Annotated in this window: 23 protein-coding genes, 5 tRNA genes and 1 pseudogene; 12 read left to right on the top strand and 17 right to left on the bottom strand. The window is 60.6% G+C overall.

Translation table 11 applies throughout. The features are described from left to right. Window positions 1-197, bottom strand: a 197-nt coding sequence (locus M5B99_RS28210) for a DUF2855 family protein (RefSeq protein WP_248807193.1), incomplete at its 3' end; no start/stop codon positions are given. A 53-nt stretch (window positions 198-250) separates the two neighbouring features. On the opposite strand from M5B99_RS28210, the gene M5B99_RS28205 reads away from it, so the two are divergent. Continuing rightward, window positions 251-913 carry a TetR/AcrR family transcriptional regulator gene (locus M5B99_RS28205; RefSeq protein WP_248807191.1) on the top strand — a complete coding sequence of 221 codons (663 nt, stop codon included), beginning with the start codon at window positions 251-253 and terminating at the stop codon, window positions 911-913. On the opposite strand, the gene M5B99_RS28200 is transcribed toward M5B99_RS28205, so the two are convergent. Next, entirely contained in the window at window positions 910-1,470 is a 561-nt protein-coding gene (locus M5B99_RS28200) for an NADPH-dependent FMN reductase (RefSeq protein WP_248807190.1), read from the bottom strand. The genes M5B99_RS28205 and M5B99_RS28200 overlap by 4 nt on opposite strands. Before the next feature lie 218 nt (window positions 1,471-1,688). Between M5B99_RS28200 and M5B99_RS28195 the strand changes: the two genes are divergently transcribed. Together M5B99_RS28195 and M5B99_RS28190 are read left to right on the top strand one after the other, a co-directional pair. Continuing rightward, the gene (locus M5B99_RS28195) at window positions 1,689-1,928 is read left to right on the top strand and encodes a hypothetical protein (protein WP_248807188.1); all 240 of its coding nucleotides are present in this window, start codon (window positions 1,689-1,691) and stop codon (window positions 1,926-1,928) included. 98 nt (window positions 1,929-2,026) lie between these two features. Next, window positions 2,027-2,917 carry a LysR family transcriptional regulator gene (locus tag M5B99_RS28190; protein ID WP_248807187.1) on the top strand — a complete coding sequence of 297 codons (891 nt, stop codon included), beginning with the start codon at window positions 2,027-2,029 and terminating at the stop codon, window positions 2,915-2,917. Between the two features lie 8 nt (window positions 2,918-2,925). Here the strand turns inward: M5B99_RS28190 and M5B99_RS28185 are convergent, their stop codons facing one another. The 4 genes from M5B99_RS28185 to M5B99_RS28170 all read right to left on the bottom strand — a co-directional run bounded on the left by M5B99_RS28185 (window position 2,926) and on the right by M5B99_RS28170 (window position 5,718). Next, the gene (locus M5B99_RS28185; RefSeq protein WP_100942751.1) at window positions 2,926-3,498 is read right to left on the bottom strand and encodes a GNAT family N-acetyltransferase; all 573 of its coding nucleotides are present in this window, start codon (window positions 3,496-3,498) and stop codon (window positions 2,926-2,928) included. Between the two features lie 166 nt (window positions 3,499-3,664). After that, entirely contained in the window at window positions 3,665-4,420 is a 756-nt protein-coding gene (gene dnaQ / locus M5B99_RS28180; protein ID WP_248807185.1) for a DNA polymerase III subunit epsilon, read from the bottom strand. Then, entirely contained in the window at window positions 4,413-4,865 is a 453-nt protein-coding gene (gene rnhA / locus M5B99_RS28175; protein ID WP_248807181.1) for a ribonuclease HI, read from the bottom strand. The genes dnaQ and rnhA overlap by 8 nt, the downstream gene beginning before the upstream one ends. A gap of 94 nt (window positions 4,866-4,959) precedes the next feature. Next, complete coding sequence (locus tag M5B99_RS28170) at window positions 4,960-5,718, bottom strand: methyltransferase domain-containing protein (RefSeq protein ID WP_248807179.1); 759 nt, start codon at window positions 5,716-5,718, stop codon at window positions 4,960-4,962. Window positions 5,719-5,792: 74 nt separating this feature from the next. Between M5B99_RS28170 and gloB the strand changes: the two genes are divergently transcribed. The 7 genes and pseudogenes from gloB to M5B99_RS28135 all read left to right on the top strand — a co-directional run bounded on the left by gloB (window position 5,793) and on the right by M5B99_RS28135 (window position 14,390). After that, on the top strand, window positions 5,793-6,572 hold the full coding sequence (gene gloB / locus M5B99_RS28165) for a hydroxyacylglutathione hydrolase (RefSeq protein ID WP_248807177.1): 780 nt from the start codon (window positions 5,793-5,795) through the stop codon (window positions 6,570-6,572). Window positions 6,573-6,670: 98 nt separating this feature from the next. Further along, a complete protein-coding gene (locus tag M5B99_RS28160) occupies window positions 6,671-8,074 on the top strand; it encodes a transglycosylase SLT domain-containing protein (RefSeq protein ID WP_248807175.1) in 1,404 nt (467 codons plus the stop codon). Between the two features lie 272 nt (window positions 8,075-8,346). Next, a pseudogene (locus M5B99_RS28155) lies at window positions 8,347-8,841 on the top strand (ABC transporter substrate-binding protein); the annotation flags it as partial. After that, a complete protein-coding gene (locus tag M5B99_RS28150; RefSeq protein ID WP_248807174.1) occupies window positions 8,838-10,679 on the top strand; it encodes an extracellular solute-binding protein in 1,842 nt (613 codons plus the stop codon). The pseudogene M5B99_RS28155 and the gene M5B99_RS28150, both read left to right, overlap by 4 nt. 1 nt (window position 10,680) lies before the next feature. Further along, window positions 10,681-11,754: a microcin C ABC transporter permease YejB gene (locus tag M5B99_RS28145; RefSeq protein ID WP_248807173.1), complete on the top strand. Its 1,074-nt coding sequence runs from the start codon at window positions 10,681-10,683 to the stop codon at window positions 11,752-11,754. A gap of 1 nt (window position 11,755) precedes the next feature. Then, window positions 11,756-12,775: an ABC transporter permease gene (locus M5B99_RS28140; RefSeq protein WP_248807170.1), complete on the top strand. Its 1,020-nt coding sequence runs from the start codon at window positions 11,756-11,758 to the stop codon at window positions 12,773-12,775. Between the two features lies 1 nt (window position 12,776). Further along, a complete protein-coding gene (locus M5B99_RS28135) occupies window positions 12,777-14,390 on the top strand; it encodes an ABC transporter ATP-binding protein (protein ID WP_248807168.1) in 1,614 nt (537 codons plus the stop codon). A 96-nt stretch (window positions 14,391-14,486) separates the two neighbouring features. Here the strand turns inward: M5B99_RS28135 and M5B99_RS28130 are convergent, their stop codons facing one another. The 7 genes from M5B99_RS28130 to tig all read right to left on the bottom strand — a co-directional run bounded on the left by M5B99_RS28130 (window position 14,487) and on the right by tig (window position 22,981). Continuing rightward, complete coding sequence (locus M5B99_RS28130) at window positions 14,487-16,346, bottom strand: SurA N-terminal domain-containing protein (RefSeq protein ID WP_248807166.1); 1,860 nt, start codon at window positions 16,344-16,346, stop codon at window positions 14,487-14,489. A 101-nt stretch (window positions 16,347-16,447) separates the two neighbouring features. Beyond that, a tRNA-OTHER gene (locus tag M5B99_RS28125) sits at window positions 16,448-16,535 on the bottom strand. Window positions 16,536-16,588: 53 nt separating this feature from the next. Next, the gene (locus M5B99_RS28120) at window positions 16,589-16,861 is read right to left on the bottom strand and encodes an HU family DNA-binding protein (protein ID WP_002552737.1); all 273 of its coding nucleotides are present in this window, start codon (window positions 16,859-16,861) and stop codon (window positions 16,589-16,591) included. 148 nt (window positions 16,862-17,009) lie between these two features. Then, the gene (lon, locus tag M5B99_RS28115; RefSeq protein WP_218226527.1) at window positions 17,010-19,406 is read right to left on the bottom strand and encodes an endopeptidase La; all 2,397 of its coding nucleotides are present in this window, start codon (window positions 19,404-19,406) and stop codon (window positions 17,010-17,012) included. A gap of 138 nt (window positions 19,407-19,544) precedes the next feature. Next, window positions 19,545-20,828, bottom strand: a complete 1,284-nt coding sequence (clpX, locus tag M5B99_RS28110) for an ATP-dependent Clp protease ATP-binding subunit ClpX (RefSeq protein WP_248807164.1) — start codon at window positions 20,826-20,828, stop codon at window positions 19,545-19,547. Window positions 20,829-20,941: 113 nt separating this feature from the next. Then, a complete protein-coding gene (gene clpP / locus M5B99_RS28105; RefSeq protein ID WP_100942765.1) occupies window positions 20,942-21,577 on the bottom strand; it encodes an ATP-dependent Clp endopeptidase proteolytic subunit ClpP in 636 nt (211 codons plus the stop codon). Between the two features lie 93 nt (window positions 21,578-21,670). Then, window positions 21,671-22,981, bottom strand: a complete 1,311-nt coding sequence (gene tig, locus M5B99_RS28100) for a trigger factor (protein WP_248807162.1) — start codon at window positions 22,979-22,981, stop codon at window positions 21,671-21,673. Between the two features lie 317 nt (window positions 22,982-23,298). On the opposite strand from tig, the gene M5B99_RS28095 reads away from it, so the two are divergent. Further along, window positions 23,299-23,568 (top strand): hypothetical protein, encoded by a 270-nt coding sequence (locus tag M5B99_RS28095; protein ID WP_248807156.1) that lies wholly within the window; start codon window positions 23,299-23,301, stop codon window positions 23,566-23,568. A 21-nt stretch (window positions 23,569-23,589) separates the two neighbouring features. On the opposite strand, the gene M5B99_RS28090 is transcribed toward M5B99_RS28095, so the two are convergent. The 4 genes from M5B99_RS28090 to M5B99_RS28075 form a co-directional block, all read right to left on the bottom strand. Beyond that, window positions 23,590-23,665 (bottom strand) — tRNA-His (locus M5B99_RS28090). A gap of 84 nt (window positions 23,666-23,749) precedes the next feature. Continuing rightward, window positions 23,750-23,834, bottom strand: a tRNA-Leu gene (locus M5B99_RS28085). A gap of 57 nt (window positions 23,835-23,891) precedes the next feature. Further along, window positions 23,892-23,967, bottom strand: a tRNA-His gene (locus M5B99_RS28080). Window positions 23,968-23,999: 32 nt separating this feature from the next. Then, window positions 24,000-24,076, bottom strand: a tRNA-Arg gene (locus M5B99_RS28075). Window positions 24,077-24,355: 279 nt separating this feature from the next. Between M5B99_RS28075 and folD the strand changes: the two genes are divergently transcribed. Continuing rightward, window positions 24,356-25,210: a bifunctional methylenetetrahydrofolate dehydrogenase/methenyltetrahydrofolate cyclohydrolase FolD gene (folD, locus tag M5B99_RS28070; protein WP_248807154.1), complete on the top strand. Its 855-nt coding sequence runs from the start codon at window positions 24,356-24,358 to the stop codon at window positions 25,208-25,210. Window positions 25,211-25,274 lie beyond the last annotated feature (64 nt).

Here is a 25,274-nt window from a genome sequence, read left to right as displayed (position 1 = left end):
GGAAAAAAGCCCCAGTAGTTCATCGAATCGCCATAGGCGGCATAGGTGATGTTATTGGTGGTCAGGGCGCAACGTTCGACCTTGAGGATCGCCTCGCCCGGACCGGCCACCAGGGCCCGTTCCTGCACTTCGATCCGGCTCTGGTCGAGTTCGTTCTTGCGGGTGATCAGTCGTGTTACCGTGCTGGCACTTGGCATAATCAGACTCCTCTCTGCGACGATTGCGGGTGGAACCAGCTTAATGGCAGACCATGAAGAACGGGTTCGGAAACGCCGGAAAGCCGGCCACACACAGCCTCAAGCCCCGTGCCAAGCCGCTCAAGCGGCCGAGCCAGGCCCGGGCGATCTTCACCGTCGAGGCCATTTACGAGGCCTTTGTTCGGATTTGGCAACGCAGTGGCTGGCCGGCCCTGACCACTCGCGCGGTAGCCCTGGAAGCCGGGGTGGCCATCGGTACGCTGTACGACTATTTCCCGAGCAAGGCCGCGTTGCTGTCCGGTTATGTGCGCCATAGCGTCGAGCGCTTGTTGTGTCAGCTCGATGACCAGGTGATCCATGCCGAAGGCCTGGGTTGGCCGGCGCGCATAGAACGACTGGTACGGCTCAGCGGTCATCCGGCAAGCCCCGAGCAGCCGCTGTTCGACTACCCGTTGCTGATGCTCGAGCACCAGATCGCCGAACCCAAGCACCACCAGCGGGTATTCCAGGAACTGTCGCAGAAATGGCGGGACGCCTTCGACGCCTGCACGGACCTCCCCTCCAGGCCTTCGGACCAAGCCATCGATGCCTGGCTGGTACTGGTCTGGGGCGGGCGACGTTATTGCATCACCGCGCAATTGTCGGCGGCACAGATTGATACCTGGCTGCGGGAAACCCAGGGGCTGATCCGTCAGCGCCTGGAAAATCCAGTCTAGGCCTTCCTGTAGCGCTCAACCCAATGCCCATAGGCATTGATAAAGCTCTGCAGGAAGGGTTTGACCGACTCCGACAGGTGACCCGCCTCGTCGAACGCACTGCCCGCGCCACCCAGGTAGGCCTCCGGCTGCTGCATGCACGGCACATCAAGGAACACCAGGGATTGGCGCAGATGGTGATTGGCGCCAAAGCCGCCGATCGCCCCCGGCGAGACACTGATCACCGCGCCCGGCTTGCCGCCCCAGACACTTTTGCCATAAGGCCGCGAACCGACGTCGATGGCATTTTTCAGAACCCCGGGCACCGAGCGGTTGTATTCCGGGGTGACGAACAGCACCGCATCGGTGGCCCGGACCTGTTCGCGAAAAACCTTGTAGGCCGCCGGTGGCTCGCCGGCATCGAGGTCCTCACTGTACAGCGGCAGGTCGCCGATCTCGATGATCGTAAGCTTCAGGCTCGCCGGCGCCAACCCGGCCAGGGCCAGGGCCACCTTGCGGTTGATGGATTGTTTTCTCAAGCTGCCGACCAGGACAGCGACCGTGTAGACGTTGTTCATGGGAACTCTCGACTATCTGGACCAGGGAACAGTAGTTATAGATGATCGGGCGCCACTGGTCCGACGATTTCCCCCCCGTCAGTCCACTGCTTTCCCCCTCTTCGACCCGGAGCCTGTAGAGTAGAGAGACTATTTTTTCCAGCATGCAAAACTTCCCCCGCCAAACCACGGTCTACTGAGCCGCAAATCGGGTGTTCATTTCCAGAGGTTCTAAACAGATGGCCGCAGTACTCGTCGGACAATTTCATGCCAGGGATGCGGAAGGTCGCGTCTATTCCGTGCATGAATTCCAGGAATCCACGCCTTCAGCCGAAGGCCTGGCTGGCACGGAGCCTGTCACCACCTACAAACTGGCCATTGGCGATCGCGTCAACAAAATCGACGACAATTCATTCCAACTGGTTCAATCCGGGGTCACGCTCACCCGCGAACCCGAGACCTCGACCGCTGCTTCCTGACCTGGGACAACAGGTGCAGCCGCCACTGAAGTCATGTGCGCAGACTTGAGTTAGGATCAGTCCACTGACCCCCTCCCGGCTGGACACGGACTTCAAGCATGCGTTTACGCCATATCGAAGTAATCCAGGCCCTGCTGCAGACCGGCAACCTCGGCACCGCCGCCGAGTTGCTACAGCTGCCAGCGGCCACCGTCAGCGCTACTCTGCAGGACGCCGAGCAGCAGCTGGGCTTCCTGCTGTTCGCCAGCGTGCGCGGGCGGATGCAGGCGACCCGCGAGACCCGTGAACTGCAACCCCTGCTCCACCGTCTGTACGCGGAAGTGGAACCGCTACGGCGACTGGCCGGCAGCCTGCGCCAGCATCAGGACCCCACCTTGCGGGTGGTCTGCACACCGACCCTGGCCCAGCAACTGCTGCCCCAGAGTCTCGCGGCCTTGCGCCGACGCTTTCGCGAAACCCCCTGCACCCTCGCCAGCCAGCACACCCGCGAGATCGTCCGCGATCTGTTGCTCAGGGAGGTGGAGCTGGGCCTGAGCCTGCACAACCCCGATCATCCACAGATCCACGCCCAGGCCCTGGCCGAGGGCAAGCTGCAATTGCTGGCCCCCCACGGCTGGCTGCAACCCAAGCAGAAGTACATCGCCCTGCAGGAGTTGGCCGGGCAGTCGATGGTCGGCCTGGAGGAACAGGACACCCTGAGCCTGATGCTCGACGGCAAGCTGCAAGCCCTGCGCCCGGCGCCCCAGGTACAGACCCGTGTGCAGACCTACCAGATGATGCGCAGCATGGTCGAAGCCGGTGAAGGGCTGGCGATCGTCGACCCGTTCACGGCCGTTGGGGCCAGGGCCGGCGGGCTGGATGTCTGCCCGCTGTCACCGGCCATCGGGGTCACCCTGTACGCCCTGACCCTCAAAGAGCGCGAACCGGGTGCCGCCTTGAAGGCCCTGCTGGAAATCGTCGGCGAGAAAGCCACCGCGATGCTGCTCTGAGCCGCCCGTCAGGGCTGCCCGGCAAACAACAGGTACCAGAAGACCGCCACCTCCGCTGTTTGCGCGTCGATCCCGCGATAACGCAAATGATCGATCCCGCCCAACACATAGCCGCAACGTTCGTACAGGCGGCAGGCACCCAGGTTGTTGTTCTGGGTTTCCAGCATGATCCCCGGCAAGTTCTTCTTGTGGCTCCAGAAGCGCACCACATCGAGCAGCGCCCGGGCCACCCCATGGCGCCGCGCCGAAGCGTCGACCGCCAGTTCGTCGACATGGGCAAAACCGTTCCAGTTGGTGCTGACCACCACATGGCCGACCGCGCGGCCGTCCAGATAGGCCATGAAGATTTCGCTGTCCACCGCCGCGCGATAGCTGGCGAACTCCTCGGGGTCGATGCCATAACACTTGCGATAAGGCGCCACCGGCACCAGTGGCCATTGATCGACCCGCTTGCCGATTTCGGCCAGGCCATGGGCCTTGACCTGAAAGCTGAAATCGCTGCCCCAGATGTACTCGGAGAAACCAGCGTCAGCCACACGGACCGAGACCTCGGGATACTTCGGGTTCGTGACTAAATGCATTGGGCCAATCATCCTCAAGCCTTGATGTCACGGTGCACGATCGGGAGGGGAAACGTCGAGTTCCTGCCCATGGGACATCCAGTCCCCGGACAGTCGACTCCGCTGCACCGGCTCCTTCAGCTTAGAAGGTCAATCGCCGGTGCACAAAAGATCTTCAGCGAGCCGCTCAGTGGCGTTGCGCGTCAGCCTCTGCCAGTTGGGTCCAGAGCGCCGGCGCGCCGGCGGACTTGGCAATCGCCTCGAGACGCGCGAGGTGTTCGGCCAGGTCACTTTCGCTGGCGCGAATGATCCGCGCTGGCTGGCGATCGGCCGGCAAGCGGCGGATTTCGCTGGCCTGGTTGCCCGAGCCCTCACCGGAACCGTTGCCGTCGGTGGCGTTGCCGGCCAGGGACAGGCTGGTCTGGCCACCGGTCATGGTCAGGTAGACGTCGGCGAGAATCTCCGAGTCGAGCAAGGCGCCGTGCAGTTCACGCCCGGAGTTGTCGACGCCGTAGCGCTTGCACAGGGCATCGAGGCTGTTGCGCTGCCCCGGGTGACGTTCCCGGGCCATCATCAAGGTGTCGAGGATGCTGCAGTGCCGAGTGATGTCCGCACGGTCCTGCTGGCCCATCAAGGCGAATTCGTTGTTGATGAAACCCACGTCGAACGCCGCGTTGTGGATGATCAGTTGGGCGCCCTTGATGAATTCGAAGAACTCGTCGGCCACCTCGGCAAAACGCGGCTTGCCCACCAGGAATTCGTTGGTGATGCCATGGACGCCAATGGCGCCTTCATCACTTTCGCGGTCCGGTTGCAGGTAAACGTGAAAATGCCGGCCGGTGAGGCGGCGGCCCATCAACTCGACGCAACCGATCTCGATGATCCGGTGGCCGTCGGTGACCGGCATGCCGGTGGTTTCGGTATCGAGCACCACGCTACGCATGTTTGATCCCCCGTATTTCATCCACGCCACGGTTGGCCAATTGGTCGGCGCGCTCGTTACCGTGATGGCCGATATGCCCGCGGACCCATTTCCATTTCACCGTGTGACGACTGACCTGCTCGTCGAGCAGTTGCCACAAGTCGGCGTTTTTCACCGGCTCCTTGGCCGCGGTCTTCCAACCGCGTTTCTTCCAGTTGACCATCCACTCGGTGATGCCTTTCATTACGTACTGCGAGTCGGTCACCAGCAACACATCGCAGGGGCGCTTGAGTTCTTCGAGGCCGCGAATCGCCCCCATCAGTTCCATGCGATTGTTGGTGGTGTTGGTTTCACCGCCCCAGAGTTCTTTCTCGACGCCCTTGCAGATCAGCAACGCGCCCCAGCCGCCAGGGCCGGGATTGCCCTTGCAGGCACCGTCGGTGAAGAGTTCAACAGTATCGCTCATTACAACCTTTCCATCGAAAATGACCCCGTGGCGCGTCGGTAACTGACCGACGCATCCCGGGTCGAGCAGGCTCGACCCTCAAGGAAAAAAATGCTTACTCTTCGCTTTGTCGCCGGTTGACCTTGGCCATCGGCAGCGGCACCAGCTTGCCGACCGGTTCGCGGCGGACCTGGCGCACGGGCCGCAGGCCGACCACGATCTTGCGCGCGACCAACAGATAGAAGCCGCCACCCGACAGCTGCCAGCCGCCGGCGACCCGCTCCCAGCCCGCCAGCCGCGCTTGCCAGGCGGCCGACGCCAGCGGCGGACGATAGCATCCGAAGCGGCGTTTCTCCAGCGCGAAGCCCAGCAGATTGAGCCAGTCGGCCACCCGCGAGGGTGAAATGCAGCGGGCCTGGCGCAACGCATCATGGGCAAACACATGGCGCAGTCCCCAGGCGCTCCAGGGATTGATGCCGAGGATCAGCAAGTGCCCACCGGGACGCACGGCCGCCGCCGCCTCCCGCAGCAGGCCATGGGGCGACAGGCAGAAATCCAGGCCGTGCTGCAGCACCACCACATCGGCGGCATGCTCGCTCAGCGGCCAGGCCTGCTCCTCGCAGACAATCTCCACCCCCGGCAGTGGCGCACCAAGGCGCACGTTGCGGCGCACCTGCCCGGCCTGCGGCGGGTTTTCGGCCGAGGGACCGTAATGCACCAGGTAGCCGCCGAAATATCGCCCCAGCTCGTCCTCGAGCATGCGCCGCTCCTCGTCGAGCAGCAGCTGCCCGAGGGGGCCGGACAGCCAGTCACGGGCCGCGCTGATCAGTGCCAGCCAGTCAGGATCAGCCTGAGCGAACGCTTTATCGGTCATTGCCTTCTCCAACTCGCCACAAGTGCTTTACAAGCACTAAGATGCGCCATTGTTTTGCGCTTGGGAATTGCACCATGATACAGATCGACGCGCTGCCCGCCTTCACCGACAACTACATCTGGTTGTTACAGGATACCGCCCGCCGCCGCTGCGCCGTGGTCGACCCGGGCGATGCCGCGCCGGTGCTGGCCTGGCTGGAACAGCATCCGGGCTGGCAACTCGAGGACATCCTGGTCACCCATCACCACCACGACCATGTCGGCGGTGTCGAACGCCTGAAACAGGCCAGCGGTGCCCGCGTAATCGGGCCGGCCAGCGAAAACATCCCGGCTCGCGACCTGGCCCTGAACGACAATGACAGCGTCACGGTACTCGGCCTCGAGTTCCAGGTGTTCGCCGTGCCCGGTCATACCCTGGGGCATATCGCCTTCTACCATGACGATGCCGCGCGCCCGTTGCTGTTCTGCGGTGACACGCTGTTCGCCGCCGGTTGCGGCCGCCTGTTCGAAGGCACGCCGGAACAGATGCACCACTCCCTCAGCCGATTGGCAGCGCTGCCAGCGGCTACCGGCGTGTACTGCACCCACGAGTACACCCTGAGCAACCTGCGCTTTGCCGAGGCGGTCGAGCCGCACAACCCGGACATTGCCGAGCGGGTGGCGCAGGTCAGCCAATGGCGGGTCGAAGGACGCATCAGCCTGCCGTCGAACCTGGCGCTGGAATTGAAGACCAACCCGTTCCTGCGTGTCCGCGAAACATCTGTTAAAGAAAAAGCAGACGAACGGAGCGGCCGCGACAACGGCTCGCCGAGTGAGGTTTTTGCGGCCCTGCGCCTCTGGAAAGACCGCTTCTGAGCGAGGCGCGGTCGACACAAAAAATCTGAATGGTTGACCGCACCCTGAGCGCTTTCTAGAATCGCCCGACATTTTCGCCCGGAACTCACTTCCAGCCAATGTCGTCATCCAACCGTAAACCCACCCATTCAGACGCATTGACGCGATTGGCTCAAGCTATCGCCGTGGCTGTGTCCGCCGCCCTGGCAGGCTGTTCAAGCCTTCATACCCCAGTGGACAGCAACACCGAACCGACTCCGAATCTCAGTGCCCGGATCAAGCAGAAACCGATCTGGCTCAGCGAAAAGTCCAGGCACACGCCGCCCCAGGACGTCTGGGAACGCATGCGCCAGGGCTTCCAGTTGCAGGACGGCCTGGGTGTGAACCCGCGCATCGAACAACAGCGCCTGTGGTTCGCCAGCAACCCCGAGTTCCTGGAAACCGCCAGCTTGCGCGGCAGCCTCTACATCCATTACATCGTCGAGCGCCTGGAAGAACGCAACATGCCGCTGGAGCTTGCGCTGCTGCCGGTGATCGAAAGCGCCTACAACCCGATGGCCTATTCCCGTGCCGATGCCGTCGGCCTGTGGCAGTTCATTCCGTCCACCGGGCGTTATTTCAACCTGCGCCAGGACCGTTTCTACGACGGGCGCAAGGACATCACCGCCTCGACCATCGCGGCGATGAACTACCTGACCCGCCTGCACGATATGTTCAACGGCGACTGGCTGCTGGCCCTGGCGGCCTACAACGCCGGTGAAGGTACGGTCAGCCGGGCCATCGAGCGCAATGAAAAGCTCGGTCTGCCCACCGACTACTGGAACCTGCCGCTGCCCCAGGAAACCCGCGACTACGTGCCCAAGCTGCTGGCCCTGTCGCAGGTGGTCATGGCCCCCGAAGCCTACGGCGTGAACCTGAGCCCGATCGCCAACGAGCCGTATTTCGCCACCATCGAAGTCAACCAGCCCATGGACCTCAGCCGGGTCGCGGCCCTGGCCGAGATCGACGAAGACGAGATGATCCAGCTCAACCCGGCGTTCAAGCAGAAGGCCACGATGGACGGCCCGCAACACCTGCTGGTGCCCAGTTCCAAGGCGCAGCTGCTGACCGCCAGCCTGTCGCGGATGAAACCCGAAGAGCTGATCAGCCTGCGGCCGAAGAAACCGGTATTCGAATCCCTCGCCGGCAACCCGCCGGCACGCCTGACCCGTCGCTACAAGGTCAGGACCGGCGACAACCTGACCTCGATCGCCAAGGCCAACCGGGTCGACGTCAAGGACCTGCAACACTGGAACAAGCTTTCCGGGCACCATCTCAAGGTCGGCCAGACCCTGGTCATGCAGGACAACATCAAGGCCGTGGCCAGCAAGAAGGCCACCACCTACAAGGTGCAGAAAGGCGACTCGCTGTATATCGTCGCCAAGCGCTTCAACGTCGAGATGCAACACCTCAAGCGTTTGAACCCGCGCACCGGCCAGGCGCTCAAACCCGGGCAGATCCTCACGGTTTCCGCGCCACGCTGACACTCGGCGCCCTCAAAATATCGCGCCCCCACAGGGTTCGAGTCTGTTGAGACGCGCCTTTTTCCACCCGATACAAGCTGTTAAGGTACTGGCCCTATAGCCCAAGCCGCCTGGATCGGATCTCTGCCTTGACGCGTCCCCTCCTCCTGCTGCTCATCAGCCTGGCCTTGAGCTCTCCCGCAAGCGCGACGATCAGCGAAAGCCATGGTTATGCGCAGTTCGGCACGCTCAAGCACCCCGCCAGGTTCACCCACTTCGACTGGGCCAACGGCCTGCTGAACAAGAACGGCCAGCCCCTGCGCTTTGAAATACTGCGGGTCAATCCGAGCCTGGAACGGATCCTCCAGCCCTACGTCGAAAACCTCGCGAGCATAGGTGTAGACGCCCGCTTGCGAACAGTGGATCGTGCCCAGTACAAACAGTGCCTCGACCAGTTCGATTTCGACATGATCCTGATGACCCTGGACCAGAACCTCAGCCCGGGACTTGAGCAGTGGCAGTACTTCCATTCCAGCCAGGCCGGCCGGCGTCAAGGCCAGCAAGAATTACGCAGGGGTCGCCAGCCCGGTGGTCGACCACCTGCTCGAAACCCTGCCGGCGGTCGCGCCCTGGACCGGGTCCTGCTCTGGCAACACATCATGATTCCCAACTGGTACCTTGGCTATCATCGCCTGGCCTACCGCAACCGGTTCGCCTTCGTCACAACGCCGCCGTACACCCTGGGCCTGAGCGCCTGGTGGATGAAAGCTTCGGAGAAAGCCCAATGATGTTTTCGCGCGTCCTGTTCCTGCCCGTCAGCGGCCTGCTGTTCAGCGCCCTGGCGAGCCTCGCCGTCGCCGCCCCGCAACATGCCCTGACGCTCTACAACGAACCGCCGAAATACCCGGCCGATTTCCAGCATGTCGACTTCGTCAACCCCGACGCGCCCAAGGGCGGGACCTTCCGCCGATCGGCCATGGGTGGCTTCGACAGCCTCAATCCCTTTATCAGCAAGGGCGTACCGGCCGACGGCCTCGACCTGATCTACGACACGCTGCTACGCCATGGCCTTGACGAACCTTTCACAGAATACGGCCTGGTGGCAGAGAAAGTCGAAAGGGCCCCGGACAACAGCTGGGTGCGCTTTTACCTGCGCCCCGAGGCGCGCTTCCACGACGGCCACCCGATGCGCGCCGAAGACGTGGTGTTCAGCTTCCAGACCCTGATGAAGGATGGCGCCCCGCTGTACCGGACCTACTACGCCGACGTCGACGACGTGATCGCCGAAGACCCGCTGCGGGTGCTGTTCAAGTTCAAGCGCACCACCAACCGTGAACTGCCGCTGATCCTCGGCCAGTTGCCAGTGCTGCCCAAGCACTGGTGGGCCGACCGCGATTTCAACAAGGGCAACCTGGAGCTCCCCCTCGGCAGCGGGCCGTACAAACTGGCCGAGGTCAGGGCCGGCCGCTCGGTACGTTATGAGCGGGTCAAGGACTATTGGGCCAAGGATCTGCCGATAAACCGCGGTTTCTACAACTTCGATGCCATGGTCATGGACTACTACCGCGACGGCACTGTGGCCCTGGAAGCCCTCAAGGCCGGGCAGTTCGATTATTGGCTGGAGAACAGCGCGAAGAACTGGGCCAATGCCTACAACACCCCGGCGGTCGCCCAGGGTCGGCTGATCAAGGAGCAGATCCCCAATCGCAACCCGACGGGCATGCAGGGCTTTATCTACAACCTGCGCAAACCGATGTTCCAGGATATCCGCGTGCGCGAGGCCCTGAGCCTGCTGTTCGACTTCGAGTGGACCAACAAGCAGTTGTTCAACGGCGCCTATCACCGCACCCGTAGTTACTTCGAAAACTCGGAAATGGCCGCCACCGGCCTGCCGGATGCCGCACAACTGGCTATCCTCGAGCCGCTGCGGGGCAAAATTCCCGAACAAGTCTTCAGCCAGGCCTTCGAACCCTCGGTGTGCGACGCCAGCGGCATGATTCGCCCGCAGCAACGCCGCGCCTACCAGCTTTTGCAGGAGGCCGGCTGGCGCATCGTCGATGACAAGATGGTCGATGCCCAGGGCAAGCCGGCCAGCATCGAGTTCCTGCTGGCCCAGACCGATTTCGAACGGGTGCTGCTGCCGTTCAAGCGCAACCTCGCGGACCTGGGCATCGACCTGGTGATTCGCCGGGTCGATGTCTCCCAGTACATCAACCGCCTGCGCTCACGGGACTTCGACATGATCGTCGGCAGCTTCCCGCAATCCAATTCCCCGGGCAACGAGCAACGCGAGTACTGGAAATCCTCCAGCGCCGACAAACCCGGCAGCCGCAATCTCATGGGTCTCAAGAACCCGGCGGTGGATGAACTGGTGGAAGCGCTGATCGACTCCGACTCCCGGCAGAGCCTGGTGGAACACGCCCGCGCCCTGGATCGGGTGCTGCAATGGGGTTACTACGTGATCCCGAACTGGCACATCAAGACTTGGCGCGTGGCCTACTGGGACCATATCGGCCACCCGAAGGTCTCGCCAGCCTACGATATCGGCCTCGACACCTGGTGGATCAAACCGGATGCCAAGCCGGCGGTACCGCTACAAACCAATAGCACGAGCGCGGAGCAATAAGATGCTGGCCTATATTTTTCGCCGAGTGCTACTGATCATCCCGACCCTGTTCGGCATCCTGCTGATCAACTTCGTGATCATCCAGGCCGCACCCGGCGGCCCGGTGGAACAGATGATCGCCAAGCTCGAAGGTTTCGAAGGCGCCACCAGCCGGATCGCCGGCGGCGGCGCGGAAGTCTCGGTGGCCGGCTCCAGCTATCGCGGCGCACAGGGCCTGGACCCGGCCCTGATCAAGGAAATCGAGCACATGTACGGCTTCGACAAATCGGCGCCGGAACGCTTGTGGATCATGATCAAGAACTACGCGACCCTGGACTTCGGCAACAGCTTCTTCCGCGATGCCAAGGTCATCGACCTGATCAAGGAAAAAATGCCGGTGTCGATTTCCCTCGGGCTCTGGAGCACCCTGATCATGTACCTGGTCTCCATCCCCCTGGGCATTGCCAAAGCCACCCGCCACGGCAGCCATTTCGATGTCTGGACCAGTTCGGCGATCATCGTCGGTTACGCGATTCCGGCGTTCCTCTTCGCGATCCTGCTGATCGTGGTGTTCGCCGGCGGCAGCTACCTGAACTGGTTTCCCTTGCGCGGCCTGACCTCGAACAACTTCGAGCAGTTGAGTCTTGGCGGCAAGGTCCTCGACTACTTCTGGCACCTGGCGCTGCCGGTCACCGCCCTGGTCATCGGCAACTTCGCCACCATGACCCTGCTGACCAAGAACAGCTTCCTCGATGAAATCAACAAGCAGTACGTGGTCACCGCCAAGGCCAAGGGCCTGACCCAGCGTCGCGTGCTCTATGGCCACGTGTTCCGCAACGCCATGCTGCTGGTCATTGCCGGTTTCCCCTCGGCCTTCATCGGCATCTTCTTCACCGGCTCCCTGCTGGTGGAAGTGATTTTCTCCCTCGACGGCCTGGGCCTGATGAGCTTCGAAGCGGCCATCAACCGCGACTACCCGATCGTCTTCGGCACCCTGTTCATCTTCACCCTGCTGGGGCTGGTGGTGAAACTGATCGGTGACATTACCTACACCCTGGTCGATCCGCGGATCGACTTCGAACATCGGGAGCATTGAGATGCAATTATCCCCCCTCAATCGCCGACGTTTCGAACGGTTCAAGGCCAACAAGCGCGGCTGGTGGTCACTCTGGCTGTTCCTGGTGCTGTTCGTCCTGAGCCTCGGCGCCGAACTGATCGCCAACGATAAGCCGCTGCTGGTGCATTACGACGGCGGCTGGTATTTCCCGGCCCTCAAGCGGTACCCGGAAACCACCTTCGGTGGCGAGTTCCCGCTGGAAGCCAACTACAAGAGCCCGTACATCCGTGAACTGCTCAAGGCCAAGGGCGCCTGGACCCTGTGGGCACCGATTCCGTTCAGCTATCAGAGCATCAACTACGACCTGCACGTCCCGGCCCCGGCCCCGCCGTCGGCGGACAACCTGCTGGGTACCGATGACCAGGGCCGCGATGTGCTCGCCCGGGTGATCTATGGCTTCCGCATTTCGGTGCTGTTCGCCCTGACCCTGACCGTACTCAGCTCCATCATCGGCGTTATCGCCGGTGCCTTGCAGGGCTTCTACGGCGGCTGGGTCGACCTGGCCGGCCAGCGCTTCCTGGAGATCTGGTCCGGGCTGCCGGTGCTCTACCTGCTGATCATTCTCGCCAGCTTCGTCCAGCCGAACTTCTGGTGGCTGCTGGGAATCATGCTGCTGTTTTCCTGGATGAGCCTGGTGGACGTGGTACGTGCCGAGTTCCTCCGTGGGCGCAACCTGGAATATGTGCGCGCGGCCCGGGCCCTGGGCATGCAGAACGGCGCGATCATGTTCCGCCATATCCTGCCCAACGCCATGGTCTCGACCATGACCTTCATGCCGTTCATCCTCACCGGCGCCATCGGCACCCTGACCGCCCTGGACTTCCTCGGTTTCGGCCTGCCCGCCGGCTCGCCGTCCCTGGGCGAATTGGTGGCTCAGGGTAAATCCAATCTGCAGGCGCCCTGGCTGGGTATGAGTGCGTTCGCCGTGCTGGCCTTGATGCTCAGCCTGCTGGTGTTTATCGGCGAGTCCGCTCGCGATGCCTTCGACCCGAGGAAGTAAGATGAATCAGGACAATCTGATCGAAGTACGCGACCTCTCGGTGGAGTTCGTGGTGGGCGAGCAGCGCCAGCGGGTGGTGGAAAACATCAGCTTCAATATCCGCCGTGGCGAAACCCTGGCCCTGGTCGGCGAAAGCGGCTCGGGCAAGTCGGTCACCGCACACTCGATCCTGCGCCTGCTGCCCTACCCCCTGGCCCATCATCCCAGCGGCACGATCCAGTATTCCGGGCAGGACCTGCTGACCCTGAAAGAGAAGACCATCCGCCACATCCGTGGCAACCGCATCGCGATGATCTTCCAGGAACCGATGACCTCGCTGAACCCGCTGCACTCCATCGAGAAGCAGATCAACGAAGTGCTCGGCATCCACAAGGGCCTGACCGGCAAGGTGGCCACCCGACGCACCCTGGAGCTGCTTGAGCTGGTGGGTATCCCTGAGCCACACAAGCGCCTCAAGGCCCTCCCACACGAGCTCTCAGGCGGCCAGCGCCAGCGTGTGATGATCGCCATGGCCCTGGCCAACGAGCCGGAGCTGCTGATCGCCGACGAGCCGACCACCGCCCTGGACGTGACAGTGCAGTTGAAAATCCTCGAATTGCTCAAGGAACTGCAGGCCCGCCTGGGCATGGCCCTGCTGCTGATCAGCCACGACCTCAACCTGGTGCGCCGGATCGCCCACCGGGTGTGCGTCATGCAGCGCGGTCGGATCGTCGAGCAGGCCGACTGCGAAGCCTTGTTCCAGGCCCCGCAACACCCTTACACCTGTGAACTGCTCAGTGCCGAACCCCGTGGCGAACCCGCCGTGACCGCAGTCGGTGAGCCGCTGCTGGAGGTGGACGACCTCAAGGTCTGGTTCCCGATCAAGAAAGGCCTGCTGCGCAGCACGGTGGACCATGTGAAGGCCGTGGATGGCATCCACTTCAGCCTGCCCCGGGGCCAGACCCTGGGCATTGTCGGCGAAAGCGGTTCGGGCAAATCCACCCTCGGCCTGGCGATCCTGCGGCTGATCGGCAGCCAGGGCGATATCCGTTTCGAAGGCCAATCGTTGAGCTGCCTCTCCCAGAAACAGGTGCGGCCGCTGCGTCGAGAAATGCAGGTGGTATTCCAGGACCCGTTCGGCAGCCTCAGCCCGCGCATGTGCGTCAGCCAGATAGTCGGCGAAGGCTTGCGCATCCATAAGATCGGCAACGAACAGGAGCAGGAGGCGGCGATCATCGCCGCGTTGAAAGAAGTCGGCCTGGATCCGCAAACCCGCAACCGCTACCCCCACGAGTTCTCCGGCGGGCAGCGCCAGCGCATTGCGATCGCCCGGGCGCTGGTACTCAAGCCGGCGCTGATCCTGCTCGACGAGCCGACCTCGGCCCTCGACCGCACGGTGCAGCGCCAGGTCGTCGAACTGCTGCGCTCGTTACAGATCAAGTACAACCTGACGTACCTGTTCATCAGCCACGACCTGGCCGTGGTCAAGGCGCTGAGCCACCAGTTGATGGTGGTCAAGCACGGCAAGGCCGTCGAACAAGGCGACGCGAAGGACATCTTTGCCGCACCGCAACATCCGTATACAAAACAGTTGCTGGAAGCGGCGTTCCTGGTACCCGGGACAAGCCCGCTGTAGGCACGTAGGGCGACGGCTCCGGCTTTCCGGCGATAAAAAAAGACCGCTCGATGAGCGGTCTTTTTTATTCAGCGGGCGCTGGCTGGATCAAGTGCCTTAGAAGCGCTTGATGTCCGCCTGGTTTTCCAACTGCTTGCGGTACGCCGCGAAGTCCTGCTGGCCGACACGGGACGCGAGGAAGCGACGATAGGACGCCTTCTCTTCCTCGCTTGGCGCCACGCCTTCGTTCACGCCGTTCAGGCGCACGAGCACCAGGCTACCATCGGCCAGGGTCACGGTGCTGAAGGTCGGCTTGTCCTTGCCTTCAGGCTTGGGCATGCGGAACAGCGCTTGCAGCACTGCCGGATCAACCCCTTCCTGACCGCGGGTGACGGCCTCCTGGGTTTTCCAGGTCTGGCCGGCCGGCAGCGGCTTGCCTTCACGCAGACTGGCGATCAACTCATCAGCCTTGACCTTGGCCGCCGCCGTGGCGTGCTCCTTGGTCAATTGCTTGCGAATCGGCGCATCCACGCTGGTCAATGGCAGCTGCTCAGGCTTGTGGTGTTCCTTGGCACGCAACACCACCACGGTGTCCGGGTCCAGCTCGATGGCGGTGCTGTTGGCCCCCTCATCCAGCACTTCCGGACTGAACGCCGCCGTCACCACGGCACGGTTGGCCGCCACACCCTCACCCCCTTCACGCCCGAACGGTGCCGACGTATGCACCTTCAGGTTCAGGTCCTGAGCCGGCTGGGCCAGGTCGGAGGCTTCGAACGAGGCGTCTTCGAGCTGCTTGGTCGCCTCGACAAAACGCTGCTCCACTTGCTGGCTTTTCAGCTCGTGGGTCAGCTTGTCCTTCAGGCTGGCGAAGGTCGGCACTTGCGGTGCCTCAACACCCAACAGCTTGATCAGGTGATAACCGAACTCGCTGCGTACCGGTCCCGATACCTGGTCCTTGGTCAAGGCATACAACGCCTTTTCAAAGGCCGGATCATAGACACCAGGGCCGGCGAAACCGAGATCACCGCCGTGGCTGGCCGAACCCGGGTCCTGGGAGAACTCCTTGGCCAGGGCATCGAACTGCTCGCCCTTGGCCAGGCGCTGCTGGATCTCTTCGATCTTCGCCTTGGCCTGTGCGTCGTTCACCTTGTCATTCACTTCGATCAGAATATGCGCGGCCCGACGCTGCTCGGAGAGGTTCGCGGTTTCTTTCTGATACAGCGCCTGCAGGTCTTCATCCTTGACGCTGACCTGATCGAAGAACGAGGACTTCTTCAGCTCCAGGTAATCGACGACCACCTGGTCCGGGGTCATGAATTCCTTGGCGTGCTTGTCGTAGTAGGCCTTGACCTCGTCATCGGTCAGCTTGATCGCCGACAGATCGACCGGAACATTCAGCGAAGCGAAATCGCGGGTCTGTTTTTCCAGACGGGCAAACGCCAACACCTGGGCATCGGTGACGAAACCGCTGCCCGCCAGACCGGCACGGATCTGGCCGATCAGCATTTCCTGAGCCAGCATCTGGCGGAATTGCAGGCGACCGTAGCCCAGCTGACGAATCACCTGGTCGAAACGATCGGAACTGAACTTGCCGTCCACCTGGAATTCAGGGGTTTGCAGGATGACCTGGTCCAGGGCGCCCTCGGAGAAAGCGAACTTCGACTTCTCGGCGCCCTGAAGCAGCAGCTTGCGCTCGATCAACCCCTTGAGGGCGGACTCGCGCAGCATTTTCTCATCCAGCAACGAGGCATCGAAATCCTTGCCCAGCTGTTGCATGAGTTGGCGACGTTGCATGTCGACCGCCTGGCTCAGATCGGTCTGGGTGATCTCGTCACCGTTGACCTTGGCCGCGTCCTGACTAGTGGAGGTGGCCCTGAAAATGGCATCGAAACCGGTCAGCGCCATCAATGCGACGATGACCCCGATGATGGTCTTGGCAATCCAGCCTTGTGAATTGTCCCTGATATTTTGCAGCATGCGTCCCCCAGAAACGGTTGAACTTCAATGTGGGCAACCGTGGAGCGTGGGTAGAATCCGGATAGAAGAAAGGCGCATCCGAGGATGCGCCTTCTCGTAACTGGCGGAGCGGATGAGGGCTCGAATACGCGTCCCTCGGCGTGTCAGGCCGGCCCTGAAAAGGACCATGGCCGACCGCTTCACCGCTCCGCGGCCAGATCAGGCAAAAACCCGACCCGGATAGGCAAAGGCTTGAACGAATGTCAGTTGACAGCTTCTTTCAGTGCTTTACCGGCTTTGAAACCTGGCTTTTTGGCAGCAGCGATTTCCAGCGTCTTACCGGTCTGAGGGTTGCGACCGATGCGAGCAGGACGGTCGGTCACGGAGAAGGTGCCGAAACCTACCAGTACAACGGAGTCGCCAGCCTTCAGAGCGCCAGTGACGGATTCGATAACTGCATCCAGCGCACGGCCAGCAGCAGCTTTCGGGATATCAGCGGATGCAGCGATAGCATCAATCAGTTCCGACTTGTTCACTCTAAGTCCCCTTATATCTATTGAGTATATTTCTAAGTTTTTGGGTGAAAGCTAAACCTGTGCTGAATGGCCTACAGACACTTAAGAGCCGCTTTATAACAAGGGCTCTAAAAAGCTGTCAAGGAAGCCACCCAGGCTTGATCCGTACTTAATGCGTGCTGATTCTTTCCTTAGAATCGGAGTCGCGCTTCTCATCTTTCGCGACGATCTCCGGAACCACATCTGGCAAGGGCTCCGGCGCGTATTGCAGCGCAATTTGCAGGACCTCGTCAATCCATTTAACCGGTTTAATCTGAAGATCCTGCTTGATATTGTCAGGAATTTCCTTCAGATCGCGCACATTCTCTTCTGGAATGATGACGGTCTTGATCCCACCGCGATGTGCGGCCAGCAATTTTTCCTTCAAACCGCCAATGGCCAGCACCTGACCACGCAGGGTAATTTCACCGGTCATGGCCACGTCCGCACGCACAGGAATCCCAGTCAAGGCTGACACCAGAGCCGTACACATTCCTACACCAGCGCTAGGGCCGTCTTTCGGCGTCGCCCCTTCCGGCATATGGATATGGGTGTCGCGCTTCTCGTGGAAGTCCAGGGGGATCCCCAGGCTCTTGGCGCGGCTGCGCACCACGGTCAACGCGGCGGTGATCGACTCGACCATGACATCGCCCAGGGAACCGGTCTTGATCAACTGGCCCTTGCCCGGGACCACGGCGGCTTCGATGGTCAACAGCTCGCCGCCGACCTGAGTCCAGGCCAGGCCCGTGACCTGACCGATCTGATCCTGTTGCTCGGCCAGGCCGTAACGGAACTTACGCACGCCGAGGAAATGCTCCAGCAGGTCGGAGGTGACCTTGACCGAGAAGCGTTTTTCCAGGGAATGCTCTTTCACCGCCTTGCGGCAGACCTTGGCGATTTGCCGCTCCAGCCCACGCACACCGGCTTCGCGGGTGTAGTAGCGAATGATGTCGCGAATCGCCTCGACCTCGAACTCCAGCTCGCCCTTCTTCAGTCCATTGGCCTGAATCTGCTTGGGCGACAGGTACTTGGTGGCGATGTTGATCTTCTCGTCCTCGGTGTAACCCGGCAGGCGGATCACTTCCATCCGGTCGAGCAGCGCCGGCGGGATATTCATCGAGTTGGAGGTGCACAGGAACATGACATCGGACAGGTCGTAGTCAACTTCCAGGTAGTGGTCGTTGAAATTGTGGTTCTGTTCCGGGTCCAGCACCTCAAGCAGGGCCGAGGCCGGATCGCCACGCATGTCGCTGCCCATCTTGTCGATTTCATCGAGCAGGAACAGCGGGTTACGCACCCCCACCTTTGTCATCTTTTGTATCAATCTTCCTGGCATCGAACCGATATAAGTCCGCCGATGACCACGGATTTCCGCTTCATCGCGCACGCCACCGAGGGCCATGCGTACGAATTTTCGGTTGGTCGCGTGAGCAATCGACTCAGCCAGGGAGGTTTTACCCACCCCAGGAGGGCCGACCAGGCACAGTACCGGACCGCGAATTTTCTTCACGCGCTTCTGCACGGCGAGGTATTCGAGGATCCGTTCCTTGACTTCGTCCAGACCATAATGGTCCGCGTCGAGAATATCTTCGGCCCGCGCCAGATCCAGGCGCACCTTGCTCTGGGCCTTCCACGGCACCTGCACCAACCAGTCGAGGTAGGAACGCACCACGGTCGCTTCGGCGGACATCGGCGACATTTGCTTGAGCTTGTTCAACTCTGCCAGGGCTTTGGTCATGGCATCTTTCGGCAGACCGGCGGCGTCGATGCGCTTTTTCAGCTCTTCGACTTCGTTATGACCTTCGTCGCTGTCACCCAACTCCTTCTGAATGGCTTTCATTTGCTCATTCAGATAGTACTCGCGCTGACTGCGCTCCATCTGCTTCTTGACGCGACCACGGATGCGCTTCTCGACCTGCAGCAGGTCGATCTCGGCGTCGAGCAGGGCCAGCACATGCTCGACACGGGCCGAGAGATCAACGATTTCGAGAATTTCCTGCTTCTGCTCGATCTTCAGGGCCATATGCGCGGCCATGGTATCGACCAGGCGGCTCGGCTCGTCGATGCTGTTCAACGACGACAGCACTTCAGCCGGGACTTTCTTGCCCAACTGCACGTATTGCTCGAACTGTGCCAGCAGGCTGCGGACAAAGACTTCGGACTCACGGTCCGGAGCATCGGCCTCTTCGATCAGCGCCACTTCGGCACGGCAGTAGCCGTCGACCTCGCTGAAACGTTCGACGGTACCGCGCTGCTCACCCTCGACCAACACCTTGACGGTGCCGTCAGGCAACTTCAGCAATTGCAATACGGTGGCGACTGTACCTACGCGATACAGCGCATCTTCGCCCGGGTCATCATCGGCAGGATTACGTTGGGCCAGCAGCAGGATCTGCTTGTCGCCCGTCATCGCGGCCTCGAGGGCTTCGATAGATTTCTCGCGCCCCACGAACAGCGGGATCACCATGTGCGGATACACCACGACATCACGCAATGGCAGGAGAGGCAATTCGATGGTTGTCTTCATGATTTCGCCTCTACGGCGGCCGTACGGCCGGAAACAGATGGATAAGCTTGAAACCAAGATGGGGGCTTGTTCGAAAAAAAACAAGCGCCAAAAGAAAAGGGGCCCGAGGGCCCCTTGTCAGGTCACAGCCTGCCGCACTCAGGCGTCAGGCGCGGCCTTTGCCTGCGGCTCGCTGTTCTCGTAGATGTACAGCGGCTTGGATTTACCCTCGATCACGCTTTCGTCGATCACCACCTTGCTCACCTCGGACTGCGAGGGGATTTCATACATGGTGTCGAGCAGGATGCCTTCGAGGATCGAACGAAGGCCACGGGCACCGGTTTTACGCTCCAGGGCACGCTTGGCAACGGATTTCAGTGCATCGGCACGGAATTCCAGGTCAACCCCTTCCATTTCGAACAGCTTGGCGTACTGCTTGGTCAAGGCGTTCTTCGGCTCGGTGAGGATCTGCATCAACGCAGCCTCATCCAGCTCGTCGAGCGTGGCCAGAACCGGCAGACGACCGACGAACTCCGGGATCAGACCGAACTTGACCAGATCGTCAGGCTCGACTTCACGCAGGGACTCGCCCACCTTCTTACCTTCTTCCTTGCTACGCACTTCGGCGCTGAAACCAATGCCGCCACGGGTAGAACGGTTCTGAATAACCTTTTCCAGACCGGAGAACGCACCACCACAGATAAACAGGATGTTACGGGTATCTACCTGCAGGAACTCCTGCTGCGGGTGCTTGCGACCGCCCTGGGGCGGAACGGAAGCCACCGTGCCTTCGATCAATTTCAGCAAGGCCTGTTGCACGCCCTCACCGGAAACATCCCGGGTAATCGACGGGTTATCGGACTTACGGGAAATCTTGTCGATTTCGTCGATATAGACAATGCCCATCTGGGCCTTTTCCACATCGTAATCACACTTCTGCAACAGTTTCTGAATAATGTTTTCCACGTCTTCACCCACATAACCCGCCTCGGTGAGGGTGGTTGCATCGGCGATGGTGAATGGCACATTCAGCAGGCGAGCGAGGGTTTCAGCCAGCAGGGTCTTGCCCGAACCGGTCGGACCGATCAGCAGGATGTTGCTTTTGCCGAGCTCGACGTCGTCATTTTTCTTGTCACGCTGGTTCAAACGCTTGTAGTGGTTGTAGACCGCTACCGCCAGAACCTTTTTCGCACGTTCCTGACCAATCACATACTGATCAAGGATGCCGCTGATTTCTTTAGGCGAAGGCAATTTATGCGCGCTGCTTTCAGCCTGTGCTTCCTGCACCTCCTCACGGATGATGTCATTGCACAGGTCGACGCACTCGTCGCAGATAAAGACCGAGGGGCCGGCAATCAATTTGCGTACTTCATGCTGGCTTTTGCCACAGAAGGAGCAATAAAGCAGCTTGCCGTTGTCCTCGCCGTTGCGGGTGTCAGTCATTCGTTCGATCCAAATCCGATAGGCTTGCAACACAAGATGAAGGCTATTGCGGGCTTTTTCAAGCCCGCTGGTGATCGGAGCAGCCGACCAGCCCTATTTTGAGCGGCTTAATATTAAGCGGGGCGCTTGTCGATCACTTCGTCGATCAACCCGTAGTCACGCGCGGCTTCTGCGCTCATGAAGTTGTCACGGTTGGTATCGCGCTCGATTTCTTCAAGGGTGCGCCCGCTATGCTTGGCCATCAGCGTGTTGAGACGCTCACGAATGAAGAGGATTTCCTTGGCATGGATTTCGATATCCGACGCCTGACCCTGGAAGCCGCCCAGAGGCTGGTGAATCATCACACGCGAGTTCGGCAGGCAGAAACGCTTGCCGTGGGCACCGGCCGTCAGCAGGAACGCGCCCATGCTGCACGCCTGACCGATACAGGTGGTCGACACGTTTGGCTTGATGAACTGCATGGTGTCATAGATCGACATACCCGCCGTCACCGAACCGCCCGGGGAGTTGATATAGAGATGGATGTCCTTGTCCGGGTTTTCCGCTTCAAGGAACAGCAGCTGCGCACAGATCAGGTTGGCCATGTAGTCCTCTACCGGCCCCACCAGAAAAATCACCCGCTCCTTGAGAAGGCGCGAGTAGATGTCATAGGCGCGTTCGCCACGAGCGGACTGCTCGACAACCATCGGGACCAGGCCGCCTGCGGCCTGGATATCAGAGTTCTGCTGAATATAAGAATTACGGAACATGCTCTGCAGTCACTCCCAAATAGTCATGTCTTGAATACGCATAAGCCAGCACGAGGCTGGCTTATGGTGTGTATTTCCCAACGAGTCAGAAAATCAGTCGGCTTGTGGAGCTTCCACCGGCTTGACTGCTTCTTCGTAGGAGACCGATTTATCGGTCACATTCGCCTTCTGCAGAACAGTATCCACAACTTGTTCTTCCAGCACAACCGAACGGACTTCGTTCAGTTGCTGGTCGTTCTTGTAGTACCACGACACAACCTGCTCTGGCTCCTGGTAGGCCGAGGCCATTTCCTGGATCAGCTCACGCACGCGGGTTTCGTCAGGCTTGAGTTCGAACTGCTTGACCACTTCAGCCACGATCAGGCCCAGCACGACGCGGCGCTTGGCTTGCTCTTCGAACAGCTCAGCCGGCAGTTGATCAGGCTTGATGTTGCCGCCGAACTGCTGAACGGCCTGCACGCGCAGACGGTTCACTTCGTTGTCCAGCAGGGCTTTCGGCACTTCGATCGGGTTGGCGGCCAGCAGACCGTCCATCACCTGGTTCTTGACCTTGGATTTGATCGCCTGACGCAGCTCGCGCTCCATGTTCTTGCGAACTTCGGTGCGGAAGCCGTCCAGGCCGCTTTCCTTGATACCGAACTGGGCGAAGAAGGCTTCGTTCAGCTCTGGCAGGGTCGGTGCGGACACAGTGTTGACGGTAACGGTGAACTCGGCGGCTTTGCCAGCCAGGTCCAGGTTCTGGTAGTCATCAGGGAAAGTCAGGTTCAGAACGCGTTCTTCACCGGCTTTGGCGCCGACCAGACCGTCTTCGAAGCCCGGGATCATGCGGTTGGAGCCCAACACCAGTTGGGTGCCCTTGGCGGAACCACCGGCGAAGACTTCACCGTCGACCTTGCCGACGAAATCGATGTTCAACTGGTCTTCGTTCTGGGCAGCGCGATCGGCCACTTCGAAACGGGTGTTCTGCTTGCGCAGGATTTCCAGCATGTTGTCCAGATCCGAGTCCGCCACGTCGGCGCTCAGGCGCTCGACAGCGATGGAGTCGAAACCGGCAACGGTGAATTCAGGGAACACTTCGAATGTAGCGACGTACTCCAGGTCCTTGCCCTTCTCCAGCACTTTCGGCTCGACAGAAGGCTGACCGGCCGGGTTCAGCTTCTGCTCAACCACGGCTTCATAGAAGGAGGCCTGGATCACATCGCCCACGGCTTCCTGACGAGCATCCGCCTCATAACGCTGGCGAATCACGCTCATTGGCACCTTGCCAGGGCGGAAGCCTGCAATCTTGGCCTTTTGGGCAGTCTGCTGCAGACGCTTGTTGACCTGGGTCTCGATGCGCTCAGCTGGCACGGTGATGCTCATGCGGCGCTCAAGAGCCGATGTATTTTCAACAGAAACTTGCATGGATATTCCTCGTTGCACAGACATTAGCCGGCCGTTTCCGACCTCAGAAGCAAGGGCAAGCATTCTAGTGGGTCGGACTCAAGAAGTCACCCTACTGAAAACGGCTAAAAACAGCGGGCCACAATTGAACATGAGCCACCCTTGAGCCAGGCTTACTGGACAGGCGGTCACTCAAGCGCCTTTCTAATATATAGAAGGAGCGCCGGACGGCGTCACGCTGGCACCGCACCCCGGCACCCACTCTTATCGGGCAGTGAGGCTGGACAGCTCCAAGCCCCAGCGTGTCGCCCCCTCCCCGCGCAACGGGGCCGACCGGGATGATCCATCCCGCCACTGCTGCGCCTCGATTTTTCTGCCTGGCTTTCGGATGGCTGGCGCTGCTCGAGGATGAATGCTCATCCGATCTTGTCGCCCATCTCAACCGACGAAAGTACTACCACGACACTCAAGCCGGAAACGCGTGCAAGACAACGAAGAATGGCGAAACCCGAGGCAATAAAAAAGCCGCTCAAGGCGGCCTCTTTACGGGGTTCTGCAAAAGTCAGCGGACCTTGGCGAAACCTGATACAAAAACGCCAGATGATTAATCTGGCGTTTTTGTTCGAATATGGGGTGGACGATGGGGATCGAACCCACGACAACAGGAGTCACAATCCTGTGCTCTACCAACTGAGCTACGCCCACCATATTGCCTGTTCAAAAAGACCGATCAGATCGACCTCCTTGCTCAGTTTCAGCAGCGCCAACCGGCCCTGATGAAACTCTATTTGGTGCGGATGAAGAGACTCGAACTCTTACGCCTCGCGGCGCTGGAACCTAAATCCAGTGTGTCTACCAATTCCACCACATCCGCGCATGAAGCGTTTAAAGCAAAGGCGCCAGACTGTTCATCTGGCGCCTTTTCGAAATATGGGGTGGACGATGGGGATCGAACCCACGACAACAGGAGTCACAATCCTGTGCTCTACCAACTGAGCTACGCCCACCATATTGCGTTACTTGTGCCAAAGCTGCCTAATGGCGCACCCGGCAGGACTCGAACCTGCGACCATCCGCTTAGAAGGCGGATGCTCTATCCAGCTGAGCTACGGGCGCCTTATTAATCTGTATTCGCTGACGACTACAAACCAAGTGCTTTAATCTTGCTGAGCCAGACATCAACTCTGCTCGACCTTCTCAACCAGTGCTAGGCTATGCCCGACAAGCGCGACAGATGTTATAGACGAGCCGAAAGGTCGTCAACTCCTTTTTGAAAAAAACTCAGAAATATAAAGGGGTTAGGGGAATATCCGGACCAAGCGCCTTTGCCCTCGCGCCACGACATGCGAGAATGCGCACTCTTTTTCAACCCCTCTCGATGGTTAATCACCCGTCATGACTGCACAACTAATCGACGGCAAAGCGATCGCCGCCCGTCTGCGCCAGCAGATCGCCCAACGTGTCGCCGAGCGTCGCCAGCAGGGCCTGCGTACGCCGGGCCTCGCGGTGATTCTGGTCGGCAGCGATCCTGCCTCTCAGGTTTATGTTTCGCACAAGCGTAAAGACTGTGAAGAGGTCGGCTTCATTTCGCAAGCCTATGACTTGCCTAGCGACACCACCCAACAGGCGCTCACCGACCTGATCGATCGCCTCAATGACGATCCACAGATCGACGGCGTGCTGCTGCAATTGCCGCTGCCGGAACACCTGGACGCCTCCAAGCTGCTGGAACGCATTCGCCCGGACAAGGACGTCGACGGCTTCCATCCTTATAACGTCGGTCGCCTGGCCCAGCGCATTCCGCTGCTGCGCCCGTGCACCCCGAAAGGCATCATGACCCTGCTGGAAAGCACCGGGGTCGATCTGTACGGGATGGATGCGGTGATTGTCGGCGCCTCCAACATCGTCGGTCGACCGATGGCCATGGAGCTGCTGCTGGCCGGCTGCACCGTGACCGTCACCCACCGCTTCACCCGGGACCTGGCCGGCCACGTCGGCCGCGCTGACCTGGTGGTGGTCGCCGCCGGCAAGCCGGGCCTGGTCAAAGGCGAGTGGATCAAGGAAGGCGCCATCGTCATAGACGTCGGCATCAACCGCCAGGCAGACGGCAGGCTGGTGGGTGACGTGGTCTACGAGACCGCCCTGCCCCGCGCCGGCTGGATCACTCCGGTGCCGGGCGGCGTCGGCCCGATGACCCGCGCCTGCCTGCTGGAAAACACCCTGTATGCCGCTGAAACGCTGCATGCTTGAAGCGATGAGACCTTCAACGACATTACAACGCTGAAGGCCTTCACCCAACAAAAAGCCGCCAACT

It is taken from the genome of Pseudomonas sp. MWU13-2100 (assembly GCF_023242365.1).
GTDB lineage: Bacteria > Pseudomonadota > Gammaproteobacteria > Pseudomonadales > Pseudomonadaceae > Aquipseudomonas.
The sequence above is the reverse complement of the archived record's forward strand: the minus strand, read 5'-3'. Positions and strand labels throughout refer to the sequence as shown.